Source organism: Edaphosphingomonas laterariae, from assembly GCF_900188165.1.
Lineage (GTDB): Bacteria > Pseudomonadota > Alphaproteobacteria > Sphingomonadales > Sphingomonadaceae > Sphingomonas_E > Sphingomonas_E laterariae.
In genome coordinates, this window is record NZ_FZOS01000004.1 from 191,727 (window position 1) to 204,019 (window position 12,293).

10 protein-coding genes and 1 tRNA gene are annotated in these 12,293 nt (G+C 65.9%); 2 read left to right on the plus strand and 9 right to left on the minus strand.

Annotated features, from left to right (window positions below; all coding sequences use genetic code 11):
* Window positions 1-5: 5 nt before the first annotated feature.
* Complete coding sequence (locus tag CHB74_RS05930) at window positions 6-1,232, minus strand: pyridoxal-dependent decarboxylase, exosortase A system-associated (RefSeq protein ID WP_089218697.1); 1,227 nt, start codon at window positions 1,230-1,232, stop codon at window positions 6-8.
* On the minus strand, window positions 1,229-2,755 hold the full coding sequence (locus CHB74_RS05935) for an acyl-CoA ligase (AMP-forming), exosortase A system-associated (protein ID WP_089218698.1): 1,527 nt from the start codon (window positions 2,753-2,755) through the stop codon (window positions 1,229-1,231). Before CHB74_RS05935 ends, CHB74_RS05930 begins: the two co-directional genes overlap by 4 nt.
* A 142-nt stretch (window positions 2,756-2,897) precedes the next feature.
* On the opposite strand from CHB74_RS05935, the gene CHB74_RS05940 reads away from it, so the two are divergent.
* Window positions 2,898-3,167 carry an acyl carrier protein gene (locus CHB74_RS05940; protein ID WP_089218699.1) on the plus strand — a complete coding sequence of 90 codons (270 nt, stop codon included), beginning with the start codon at window positions 2,898-2,900 and terminating at the stop codon, window positions 3,165-3,167.
* Window positions 3,168-3,215: 48 nt separating this feature from the next.
* On the opposite strand, the gene trxB is transcribed toward CHB74_RS05940, so the two are convergent.
* The 4 genes from trxB to lon all read right to left on the minus strand — a co-directional run bounded on the left by trxB (window position 3,216) and on the right by lon (window position 7,599).
* Window positions 3,216-4,190, minus strand: a complete 975-nt coding sequence (gene trxB, locus CHB74_RS05945) for a thioredoxin-disulfide reductase (protein ID WP_089218700.1) — start codon at window positions 4,188-4,190, stop codon at window positions 3,216-3,218.
* Between the two features lie 160 nt (window positions 4,191-4,350).
* Window positions 4,351-4,425, minus strand: a tRNA-Val gene (locus tag CHB74_RS05950).
* Between the two features lie 221 nt (window positions 4,426-4,646).
* Entirely contained in the window at window positions 4,647-4,919 is a 273-nt protein-coding gene (locus CHB74_RS05955) for an HU family DNA-binding protein (protein ID WP_089218701.1), read from the minus strand.
* Between the two features lie 274 nt (window positions 4,920-5,193).
* Complete coding sequence (gene lon, locus CHB74_RS05960; protein WP_089218702.1) at window positions 5,194-7,599, minus strand: endopeptidase La; 2,406 nt, start codon at window positions 7,597-7,599, stop codon at window positions 5,194-5,196.
* A 245-nt stretch (window positions 7,600-7,844) separates the two neighbouring features.
* Here lon and CHB74_RS05965 point away from each other — a divergent pair, with 245 nt between their 5' ends.
* The gene (locus CHB74_RS05965; RefSeq protein ID WP_179220736.1) at window positions 7,845-9,458 is read left to right on the plus strand and encodes a GMC family oxidoreductase; all 1,614 of its coding nucleotides are present in this window, start codon (window positions 7,845-7,847) and stop codon (window positions 9,456-9,458) included.
* A 54-nt stretch (window positions 9,459-9,512) separates the two neighbouring features.
* On the opposite strand, the gene CHB74_RS05970 is transcribed toward CHB74_RS05965, so the two are convergent.
* The 3 genes from CHB74_RS05970 to CHB74_RS05980 all read right to left on the minus strand — a co-directional run bounded on the left by CHB74_RS05970 (window position 9,513) and on the right by CHB74_RS05980 (window position 12,251).
* Window positions 9,513-10,076, minus strand: coding sequence for a TIGR00645 family protein (locus CHB74_RS05970; protein WP_089218703.1), 564 nt, complete (start codon window positions 10,074-10,076; stop codon window positions 9,513-9,515).
* 209 nt (window positions 10,077-10,285) lie between these two features.
* Window positions 10,286-11,467 carry an ATP-dependent Clp protease ATP-binding subunit ClpX gene (gene clpX / locus CHB74_RS05975; RefSeq protein ID WP_089218704.1) on the minus strand — a complete coding sequence of 394 codons (1,182 nt, stop codon included), beginning with the start codon at window positions 11,465-11,467 and terminating at the stop codon, window positions 10,286-10,288.
* Between the two features lie 109 nt (window positions 11,468-11,576).
* Window positions 11,577-12,251: an ATP-dependent Clp protease proteolytic subunit gene (locus tag CHB74_RS05980; RefSeq protein ID WP_089218705.1), complete on the minus strand. Its 675-nt coding sequence runs from the start codon at window positions 12,249-12,251 to the stop codon at window positions 11,577-11,579.
* Window positions 12,252-12,293 lie beyond the last annotated feature (42 nt).

The window sequence follows — 12,293 nt, forward strand, 5'->3', positions numbered from 1 at the left end:
GCCCGTCAGACGATCATCTCCAGCGCGGGCGGGTGGCCGAGAAAGGCTTGCGGGCTGGCGCTTGCCCCATAGGCTCCGGCCATGAACACGGCGATCACGTCCCCCACCTCGGCGCGGGGCAGCGCCACCTTGTCCGCCAGCCGGTCCAGCGGCGTGCACAGGCAGCCGACCACGCTCGCCGTCTCGTCCGCCGCCTGGCCGAAACGCGTGGCCACCGCGACCGGATAGTTGCGCCGCACCACCGTGCCGAAATTGCCCGATGCCGCCAGTTGGTGATGCAGCCCCCCGTCCGTCACCAGAAACAGCTCGCCATGGCTTTCCTTCCGGTCGACGATCCGCGTCAGATAGACCCCCGCCTCGCCCACCAGCCAGCGCCCCAGTTCGACCGCGAAGCCGCTGCCGGCGATCGAAGGCGCGCGCGCCGCGATCGCCTCCGCCAGCGCCGCGCCGATGCGTTCCACGTCGAGCGGCAGTTCGCCGGGGAAATAGGGAATGCCCAGCCCCCCGCCGAGATTGACGAGCGGCGGCGTTGCCCCCACCGCGTCGGCCAGCCGCCCGGCCAGCGCCACCGTCGCCGCCTGCGCCTCGATGATCGCGTCGGCATCCAGCGCCTGCGATCCGGCGAAGATGTGGAAACCCCGCCACTCCGCCCCGGCGGCAATCATGTCGCGACATAGCGGCACCACCTGATCCTCATCGATGCCGAAGGGCTTGGCGCCGCCGCCCATCCGCATGCCCGATCCCCGGATTTCGAAATTCGGGTTCACCCGCACGGCAAGCCGTGGTCGCACGCCCAGCCGCGCCCCGATACCGAGCGCGCGAACGCCCTCCGCCAGCGATTCGAGATTGATCGTCACGCCCGCCGCGATCGCGGCCTCCAGCTCGCGGTCGCGCTTGCCCGGCCCGGCGAAGGAAATGTCGTCGGCGGCCATGCCGCTCGCCAATGCGACCCGCATCTCGCCTGCGGATGCCACGTCAATGCCGCCGACCATTCCGGCAAAGGCGGCTACGACGCCGGGGTGCGGGTTGGCCTTCATGGCATAATGGATCGCCACGTCCGGCGGCAGCGCCGCGCGCAGCCGCGCCACGCGTGCCGCCATGATCGCCCGGTCATAGACGAACAAAGGCGTATCCCCCGCCTCACCGATCAGATCGTCAACGGTGCGCCCGCCGATCAGCAATTCGCCGTCGCGCGCCACATAATCGGCCGGAATCGTCCCCATCGGCTTCATGACGTCAACTCCGCCTTCAATCCCGCCCGGTCGACCTTGCCATTGGCGTTGCGCGGCAGATCCGCCCGCCAGCGTATCTCGCGCGGTTGCATGAAATTCGGCAAATCGCGCTTCAGGCCGTCGCGCAAGGCCCCCTCGCCGGCCGGATCGCCACGCACGACCAGCAGGATCGCCTCGCCCAGCCGGTCGTCGGGCACGCCGATCGCCACCGCCTCGGCCGCGGCGCCGGTGGCGACAGCGGCTTCCTCCACCTCGGTCGGGCTAACGCGATTGCCCGATGTCTTGATCATCTCGTCGTCGCGCCCCACGAAGCGCAGCAGCCCGTCCGCGTCCATCACGGCGGTATCGCCCGACCACACGGCCATTCCGCCATATTTCGAAAAGACCGGTGCCGGGCGAAAGCGCAGCGCCGTCCGCTCGGCATCCTGCCAATAGCCCTGCGCCACAAGCGGCCCGGCGTGGACCAGCTCGCCCGGCTCACCCGTTGCCGCCAGGCCGCCGTCGGGGCGCACCAGCATCACCTCGGCAAAGGGAATCGCACCGCCGATCGAATCCGGGTGGGTGTCGATCAATGCGGGATCGAGATAGGTGGAACGGAAGGCCTCGGTCAGCCCGTACATCGAATAGAGGTCGGCCGCCGGAAACAGCTGGCGCAGGCGGTGGACCAGCGGCACCGGCAGCCGCCCGCCCGAATTGGTGATCCGGCGCAGGCGCCCCGCCGTCGCCTCCGGCCAGTCCGCCTCGGCCAATTGCACCCACAAGGGCGGCACGCCGGCCAGCGTGGTGATCTCATGCTTGTCGACCGCGCGGATCACGTCGCGCGCGGTCAGATAGTCGAGCGGATAGACACAGGCCCCGGCCGCCCAGCTCGAAAGCAGCTGGTTCTGCCCGTAATCGAAGCTGAACGGCAGCACGGCGAGCGTCCGGTCATCCGCTGTCAGACGCAGATAATGTGCGACACTGACCGCGCCGAGCCACAGGTTCGCATGGCTCAGCATCACGCCCTTGGGCCGCCCGGTCGAACCCGATGTATAGAGGATCGCGGCCAGCGCATCGGGATCGGCGGCCGAAGCCGGCAGCCCGTCCTGCGCCGCCAGGCTGGCCGCGCCGGCCTCGTCCTCGATCAGCAGAGCGCAATCCGCCGGGCGATCGCCCGCCTCCAGCGTGCCCGAACGGCCTGCTCCCGCGATCAGCAGCGATGCGCCGCTATCCTGCAGGATATGGGCCACCTGCCCGCGCTTCAGCAGCGGATTGATCGGCACATGCACCAGCTCGGCGCGCGCGCAGGCCAGCGGCAGCAGGCTCGCCAGCCGGGTCTTGGCCAGCCAGGATGCGACGCGGGCGCCCTTGGCCAGCCCCCGCCCATCCAGCGCGCGGGCGAGCGCGCCGACCGCGCGGTCGAGCCCGGTAAAGCTCAGTGCGCCTGCCCGGTCGACCAGCGCCAGCGCATCAGGGGCGCCCATGGCGGCCAGATGGTCCAGCGGCCTCGGGGTGGCATCGGGCGCGGCGCTTTGGTCAGTCATCGGCCTGTCGGCTTCCCTTGTCCTCGTCTGGACGGGTGGCGATAGCGCGGGCCGGGCGCGGGGGGAAGCCGGCCGGCTTGTCGCGAGCCCCGCAAGCGGCTAGGCGGGCCGCGTTCGGGTCTGCCGGAGAATGAGGACGAAGATGGCTGGCGATACCACCGATGTCGAGGCGGCCGTCCGCGCGGTGCTGGGCGATGTGCTCGGGCTGGGTGCGGAACGCACCGCCGCGCTCGAAACATCGACACCCCTGTTCGGCGCGCTGCCCGAACTCGATTCGATGGCCGTGGCCGGCTTGCTCACCGAACTCGAAGACCGTCTCGGCATCATCATCGACGATGATGAGGTGGACGGCGAGCTGCTCGAAAGCTTCGGCAACCTCGTCGCCTTCGCCCGGTCCAAGCTGGCGCGGTAAGCCGCCCTGCGCCGTCATCCCGGCTGGCGCCAGGATGACGGGTGACGGTTAGGCCGCCACCGTCTCGCGCTTCTTCTCGAAATCGGCTTCCGCCAGGAAACGCTCGGCATCGAGCGCGGCCATGCAGCCCGTGCCCGCCGCCGTCACGGCCTGGCGATAGACCTTGTCCATCACGTCGCCGCAGGCGAACACGCCCGGCACGCTGGTGCGGGTGCTGCCGGTTTCCACCGCGATATAGCCGTCCTCGTCCAGCTTCAGATGCCCCTGGAACAATGCTGTCGCCGGGGCATGGCCGATCGCGACGAAGCCGCCCTCGGTCTCGTGGCGGCTCTTTTCACCCGTTACGGTGTCGATCAGGTCGATTGCGACCAGGCCAGCGGTGCCGCCGCCATCGACGAAGCTGTCGACCTTCTGGTTCCACAGGACCTTGATGTTCGGATGCGCGAACAGCCGCTCCTGCAGGATCTTTTCCGCGCGCAGCGAATCGCGGCGATGGATCAGCGTCACGTCATCGCTGTGGTTGGTCAGGTACAGCGCCTCCTCAACGGCGGTATTGCCGCCGCCGATCACCGTCACCTTCTTGCCGCGATAGAAGAAGCCATCGCAGGTCGCGCAGGCCGAAACACCCTTGCCGCCCAGTTCCTGTTCGCCCGGCACGCCCAGCCACTTGGCCTGCGCACCCGTGGCGATCACCAGCACATCGCCATAATAAACCGTGCCGCCATCGCCGACGAGGCGGAAGGGGCGCTGCGTCAGATCGACCTCGACGATCGTGTCCCACATCATCTGCGCGCCGACATGTTCGGCCTGCTTGGTCATCTGCTCCATCAGCCACGGGCCCTGAATGACGTCCGCGAAGCCGGGATAATTTTCCACGTCGGTGGTGATCGTCAGCTGGCCGCCGGGCTGCAGCCCCTGCACCACGATCGGCGCCATGCCGGCCCGCGCGCCATAGATCGCGGCGGACAGGCCCGCCGGGCCGGAGCCGAGGATGAGCATGCGGGTCGAATGGGTGGCGGTCATGGCTGGCCTTTGCTGTGAAATGTCTTGGGCTGGGAGATAGGACGTCGCCCCCCTGCCCTGCAAGGAAGGGAAATCTGCTGGCGCGGAAAGCTTGGGATGCACAACCCCGTCATCCCGATCGGGGACCGCGGCTTGCCATGTGCTGAAAAGGGAGGAAGCGTGGTGGGCGCGACAGGGATTGAACCTGTGACCCCACCCGTGTGAAGGGTGTGCTCTACCGCTGAGCTACGCGCCCACGCTTCGCTTGAAACCGCTGCCGAGGCCGGCGGCGGGAAGCTGAAATCCGGGCCGGCGAACCGGCCGATCGGCTTCGTGGAGGGGCGCTTAAGCGACGCCCGCAGACTTGTCCAGCCCGAAGCGACGATGTTTTGGCGGATCGTTCGTTTTCCTGGGGGTAATCCGATCCACCGGGTAACGCCGGCCAGGCCCGCCCCCCGGGCCCGGCCGGCGAATAGCTTAGTTGACGGCGTCCTTCAGGCCCTTGCCCGCCTTGAACTTGGGCTGGCTCGACGCCTTGATCTTCATCGGCTCACCCGTACGCGGGTTGCGGCCGGTCGAAGCCTTGCGCTTGGAAACCGAAAAGGTGCCGAAGCCGACAAGACGAACTTCATCGCCCTTTTTCAGCGCGTTACCGATCGTATCAAAAACGCCTTCCACGGCCTTACCGGCGTCATTCTTGCTTAGGCCCGTCGCTTCAGCAACCGAAGCGATCAGTTCTTGCTTATTCATGCCTGCGGAACCCCCTTGATAAGATGCGATTATCTTGAGTCGCGGCCAAGGCCGGGCGCGCATCTAAGAACAGCGGCCATGGGGCTGTCAAAAGGAAAAGTGGGCTTAAATCGCGGGTTTCGGGGCATTCGTCCCGTTTCGGACCTATATCGATCACCCAATCCGCCTGTGGCGCTTCCGTTCATCCGGCCACCGCAACGAAAAAGGGCGGCCCCGATCTGGATCGGAACCGCCCCGGCCGGTCATTTTCCGGCAAGCCCAAGCAATGGCCGAATCAATGGTGGACGGCAGGCCCGCCCGACTCTCCGCCAGCCACATGGGCCGCAGGCGGCGCCGCAAGGTCGTCCGCCTCGGTCCAGTCGATCGGCGCCACCGGCTGGGTCAGCGCCAGCGCCAGTACCTCGTCGACATGGCTCACCGGCGTGATCTTCAGCCCTTCCAGGATGTTGGTCGGGATTTCCGCCAGATCCTTCTGGTTTTCCTGCGGGATCAGGACATGGGTGATGCCGCCGCGCAGCGCCGCCAGCAGCTTTTCCTTCAGTCCGCCAATCGGCAGAACGCGACCACGCAGCGTCACTTCACCCGTCATCGCCACCTCGCGGCGGACGGGAATGCCCGTCAGCGTCGAGACGATCGCGGTGACGATGCCGATGCCGGCCGACGGCCCGTCCTTGGGCACCGCCCCTTCGGGCAGGTGGATATGGACATCCTTGCGGGCGAACAGGCTGGGCTTGATGCCATAAGCCGGCGCGCGCGCCTTGACGAAGGTGAAGGCGGCCTGCACCGATTCCTTCATCACGTCGCCGAGCTTGCCGGTCGTGCCGATCACGCCCTTGCCCGGGATGGTCACGGCCTCGATGGTCAGCAGTTCGCCGCCCACCTCGGTCCAGGCGAGCCCGGTCACCGCGCCGATCTGATCCTCCTCCTCACCGACGCCGAAGCGGAATTTCCGCACGCCGGCGAAGTCGGACAGGTTCTCGGGCGTGATCTCGATCCGCTCGGCCTTGCCTTCGAGGATGCGGCGCAACGCCTTGCGGGCGAGCTTCGCCACCTCGCGTTCGAGCGTACGCACGCCGGCCTCGCGGGTATAATAACGGATCAGATCGCGCAGGCCCGCTTCGGTCAGCGTGAATTCGCCGTCCTTCAGCCCGTGCGCCTCGACCTGCTTGGCGATCAGGTGCGCCTTGGCGATCTCGACCTTCTCATCCTCGGTATAGCCTTCGAGCCGGATGATCTCCATGCGGTCGAGCAGCGGCTGCGGCAGGTTGAGCGAGTTCGCCGTGGTGACGAACATCACGTCGGAAAGATCGACGTCGACCTCCAGATAATGATCCTGGAACTTCGCATTCTGTTCGGGGTCGAGCACCTCGAGCAGCGCGGATGCCGGATCTCCACGGAAATCCTGGCCCAGCTTGTCGATCTCGTCGAGCAGGAACAGCGGGTTGGACGTGCCGGCCTTCTTGAGGTTCGACACCACCTTGCCCGGCAGCGATCCGATATAGGTGCGGCGATGGCCGCGAATTTCGGCCTCGTCACGCACGCCGCCCAGCGACTGGCGGACGAATTCGCGCCCCGTCGCCTTCGCGATCGAGCGACCGAGCGAGGTCTTGCCGACGCCCGGCGGGCCGACGAGGCACAGGATCGGCCCCTTCAGCTTGTTGGTGCGCGCCTGGACCGCGAGATATTCAACGATCCGTTCCTTCACCTTCTCAAGCCCATAATGGTCGGCGTCGAGCACCGCCTGGGCGACCGCGATGTCCTTCTTGAGCTTGCTCTTCTTGCCCCATGGCAGGCCGAGCAGCACGTCCAGATAGTTGCGGACGACGGTGGCCTCGGCCGACATCGGCGCCATGTTGCGCAGCTTCTTCAGCTCGGCATTGGCCTTGGCGCGCGCTTCCTTGGAAAGCTTGAGCTTGGCGATCTTCTGCGCCAGCTCGGCCAGCTCGTCGCCGCCCTCGCCTTCCTCGGCATTGCCCAGTTCGCGCTGGATCGCCTTCAGCTGCTCGTTCAGATAATATTCGCGCTGGGTCTTCTCCATCTGCCGCTTCACGCGGCTGCGGATCTTCTTCTCCACCTGCAGCACGCCCAGTTCGCCTTCCATGAAGGCAAAGGCCATTTCCAGCCGCTTGGCGGGGTCCAGCTCAACCAGCAGCGTCTGCTTGTCGGCCACCTTGATGTTGATGTTGGACGACACCGCGTCCGCCAGCCGCGACGGATCGTCGATCTGGCTCAGCTGGACGGCGGTTTCCGCCGGCATCTTCTTGTTGAGCTTCGAATAATTCTCGAACTGCTCGATCACCGAACGCATCAGCGCCTGGATCTCGTCGCCCTCGGCCTCGCTGTCGTCGATCAGATCGACGGTCGCGGTCAGGTGATCGCCGTCATTGTCGAGCGCGGCTAGCGCCGCACGCTGGCGCCCTTCCACCAGCACGCGCACGGTGCCGTCGGGCAGCTTCAACAATTGCAGCACCGTCGCCACGACGCCCAGATCGTAAAGCGCGTCGCGATCGGGATCGTCCTCCGCCGGATCGAGCTGGGCGACGAGGAAGATCGACTTGTCGGCCGCCATCGCGCTTTCCAGCGCCGCGACCGACTTGTCGCGGCCGACGAACAGCGGAACGATCATCTGCGGGAACACGACGATGTCGCGCAACGGCAGGACGGGAAGGGTCTCGGTCATGCAAACTCCGGTGCGATGGCCGGGACGGACCACCGCTTCGATTCCCAATATATATGGGCGCGCCCTAACGTCGCATCAACGGTTAGCGAATTCTTACGACGACAGTGATTGGCCATATCGATTGATCCGGCCGCTCCGCAATTCCGCGAAGCGACATATTATTGCCTGTCGGACGCCGATTTGCGTTCCTTCCGCACCGTGTTACGAACCATATCGATAATGACGTCGCCGTGACGGAGATATGAATGAAGATCGACAGCTATGATTTTGTCGTCATCGGCGGCGGCTCGGCCGGCTGCGTGATGGCGGCGCGGCTGTCGGAAGATCCGGCGGCGAAGGTGCTTCTGCTCGAAGCCGGCGGGCGCGACCGCAGCCTGTTCATCCGCGCGCCGGGCGGCCTTTTGCCGATCCTGCATCTCGGCTGGTTCTCGTGGATGTACGAAACCGTGCCGCAGGCCCATTGCGACGGCCGCGTCATGGTTTCGCCGCGCGGCAAGGTGCTGGGCGGCTCGTCCTCGATCAACGGCATGATCTACGATCGCGGCGCGGCGGACGATTATGAACGCTGGCGCCAGCTCGGCAACGAAGGCTGGTCCTATGCCGATGTGCTTCCCTATTTCCGCAAGCTCGAAAGCTATGAACGCGGTGCCGACGCCTGGCATGGCGGCGACGGGCCGGTGCGCGTCAGCCGGCCGGGCATCAACCATCCATTGTCCAGGGCGTTCGTCGATTCGGCGCTCGCCGCCGGGCACGACTGGAACGAGGACAGCAACGGCGCCACCCGCATGGGCGTCGCCCCTGCCGACGTGACCATCGGCCGGGGCAAGCGTTCGTCGAGCGCGGCGAGCTATCTGAAGCCCGCACGCCATCGCCCCAACCTCACCGTCGTCACCGATGCGCGCGCCAGCCGCATCCTGTTCACCGGCCACCGCGCCACCGGGGTCGAATATATCCGCGGCGGGCAAACGCTGCGCGCCTATGCGGGAAGCGAGGTCATCCTGTCGGCCGGCGCGATCGTCTCGCCCCAGCTCCTCCTCCTCTCCGGCGTCGGACCGGCGGAACATCTGCGCGGGCATGGCATCGCCGTGGTCGAGGATCTTCCCGGCGTCGGCGAAAATTATCGCGATCACCTCGCCGTCTCGGTGAAGCACGCCTGCACTGTGCCCGTGTCGCTCTACAACTTCATCAACCCCATCGCCGGCGGCATGGCGGTGGCGCGCTATGCGCTCGGCCTCGGCGGCCCGCTCGCGCAATCGAGCATCGAAGCGATCACCTTCGCCAAGGCCATTCCCGACGTCGCCGATTCGGATATCAAGATCCACTTCGCGATGGCCCTCTACGAAAATTTCGGGCGCGAAATCATCAAGCGCCACGGCTTCTTCGCGCATATCGATATCCTGCAGCCGGACAGCACGGGAACGCTGCGCCTGCGCTCGGCCGATCCGATGGCGGCGCCGCTGGTCGATCCCAACATCCTGTCCACCGAACGCGATCGCCAGCTCGCCCGCGAAGCGATCCGCCGCGCACGCGAAATCTTCCGGCAAAGCCCGCTCGATCCCTATCGGGGCGAGGAACTGAACCCGGGCGCCGATGCCATCTCCGATGCCGATCTCGACGCCTATGTCCGCGCCACCGCCTCGGCCGACATTCACACCGTCGGCACCTGCCGCATGGGGCATGACAATATGGCCGTGGTCGATCCGCAATTGCGCGTCCACGGGATCGAACGGCTGCGCGTCGTCGATGCCTCGGTGATGCCCCGCCTCGTCAGCGGCAATACCAACGTGCCGACGATGATGATCGCCGAAAAGGCCGCAGACATGGTTCGCGGCCACGCCCCTGCCAGCGCGGCGGCCTGATCGACAGCACACGCCGCCGCCCGGCAATTCGGACGGCGGCACCCGGCTGGCTGGTCAGTGCCTGGTCTGCGTCATCCGATCGACCCAGGCGATGCCGACGGCCGAAAGGATGAAGGCCATGTGGATGATGGCCTGCCACATGACACCCGTTTCGGTCACGCGCGCGCCCGGCGTGCCGATCGCGCCCGCCTCGATAAAGGTGCGCAGCAGGTGGATCGACGAGATGCCGATGATCGCCATCGCCAGCTTCACCTTCAGCACGCCCGAATTGACGTGGCTCAGCCATTCGGGATTGTCGGGGTGGCGTTCCAGCCGCAGCCGCGACACGAAGGTTTCGTAGCCGCCGACGATCACCATCACCAGCAGGTTGGAAATCATCACCACGTCGATCAGGCCGAGCACGACCAGCATGATCTGCTGCTCGCCAAAATCGGCGGCGTGGACGACAAGGTGCCAGAGCTCCTTCAGGAACAGGAACACGTAAACGCACTGGGCAACGATCAGGCCGACATAAAGCGGCAACTGCAACCAGCGCGATGAAAAGATCAGCAGCGGCAACGGCCGCAGCGGTTCAGGGGATGAAGGCGGGGCGGAGGGCGTTTCGGGGAGACTGGCCATCGGTCCTTTGCACATGGTTAAGAAGGGGGTGCCCGCCATGTAAGGCGCGCCCCGCCAAACTTCTGTGTCAAAGAATTGCAGCCTCACACCCCGGCGAAGGTGAGGTTCGTCGCATTCTCGATCGCGGACAGCATTTCGCCCGCAACGACACCGCGCAACCGCACGGCGCCATCACGGGCGAATGTCAGATCGTCGCAATCCAAGCGGGATCAGGCGGCCGGGCTGGCTTCCTTGCCCTTCTTGGCGAAGACGCGGATCGGTTCCTTGCGGCCTTCCACCACGTCCTTGTCGACCATGATCTCGTCCACCCCGTCCATCGACGGCAGATCGAACATCGTGTCGAGCAGGATGCCTTCGAGGATCGAACGCAGGCCGCGCGCGCCGGTCTTGCGTTCGATGGCGCGCCGCGCGATCGCCGACAGCGCGTCGTCGGTGAAGCTCAGCTTCACGTCCTCCATCTCGAACAGCTTCTGATACTGCTTCACCAGCGCGTTCTTCGGCTCGGCGAGGATCTTCACCAGCGCCGGCTCGTCGAGATCCTCGAGCGTCGCGATCACCGGCAGACGGCCGACGAATTCGGGGATCAGGCCGAACTTCAGCAGATCTTCCGGCTCGCACTGGCGCAGCACTTCGCCGGTACGGCGTTCCTCGGGCGCGGCCACATAGGCGCCGAAGCCGATCGACTTGCCCTGCAGGCGATCGCCGATGATCTTTTCGAGCCCGGCAAAGGCGCCGCCGCAGATGAACAGGATGTTGGTCGTGTCCACCTGCAGGAATTCCTGCTGCGGATGCTTGCGCCCGCCCTGCGGCGGCACGCTCGCGGTCGTGCCCTCCATCAGCTTGAGCAGCGCCTGCTGCACGCCTTCGCCCGAAACATCGCGGGTGATGGAAGGATTGTCCGCCTTGCGGCTGATCTTGTCGATCTCGTCGATATAGACGATGCCGCGCTGCGCGCGTTCGACATTATAGTCGGACGCCTGGTCGAACGTCTTGGCCAGCGTCTGGGCGAGCAGCGTCTTGCCGCAGCCGGTGGGGCCGACCAGCAGGATGTTCGATTTGGCCAGTTCCACATCGGCGCCCTTGGCGCCATGGGCGAGCCGCTTGTAATGGTTGTGCACGGCCACCGAGAGCACGCGCTTCGCCTGGTTCTGGCCGATCACATAATCGTCCAGCACCTTGCAGATTTCCTGCGGGCTCGGAACGCCGCCATCCTTCTTGGCGACCAGTGCCGACTTCGTCTCCTCGCGGATGATGTCGTTGCACAGTTCCACGCATTCGTCGCAGATGAACACGGTGGGGCCGGCGATGAGCTTGCGTACCTCGTGCTGCGACTTGCCGCAGAACGAGCAGTAGAGAGTGCTCTTGGAATCGCCGCCGCTCAACTTCGTCATACTTCTTCCCTTCGGCCCGAAAACGCGGGCCGCTACGTTCGGGGCATCCTAGACCCGGTTTTTCCCGGCGGGCAATGGCGAATCTGCCACGGCCCGCCGTAGAAAGGGTTTAAGCCGCCGCAGCCTCCTCGGCCGGGGCCGGCCGCTTGTCGAACACCTCGTCGATCAGGCCGAACGCCTTCGCCTCATCGGCCTCGAGGAACTTGTCGCGGTCCATCGCGGCCTCGATCTCGGCAATCGGCTTGCCCGTATATTTCGCATAGAGCGAGTTCAGGCGCTGGCGCATCCGCAGGATTTCCTTGGCCTGGATCTCGATATCGCTGGCCATGCCCTGCGCGCCGCCCGAAGGCTGGTGGATCATGATCCGCGAATTGGTGAGCGCGATGCGCATCCCCGGTTCGCCGGCCGCGAGCAGGAAGCTGCCCATCGACGCCGCCTGGCCCACGCACAGCGTGCCCACGCGCGGGCGGATATATTGCATGGTATCGTGGATCGCGAGACCCGCCGTCACCACGCCGCCCGGCGAGTTGATGTACATGAAGATGTCCTTCTTCGGATTCTCGGCTTCGAGAAACAGAAGCTGGGCAGTGATCAGCGAGGCCATATGGTCCTCGATCGGGCCGGTGACGAAGATGATCCGTTCACGCAGCAACCGTGAATAGATGTCGAAGCTCCGCTCGCCACGGTTCGACTGCTCGATGACGATCGGCACGAGCGCGCCGGTGATCGGATCGTGGCGGAACCCCGGGGGGGCGAACTGGCCGGTCTCGAACGGATTATGCATGGGGAAAGTCCAGGTCCTTATGCCTTGGTTGCCTGCGCAACA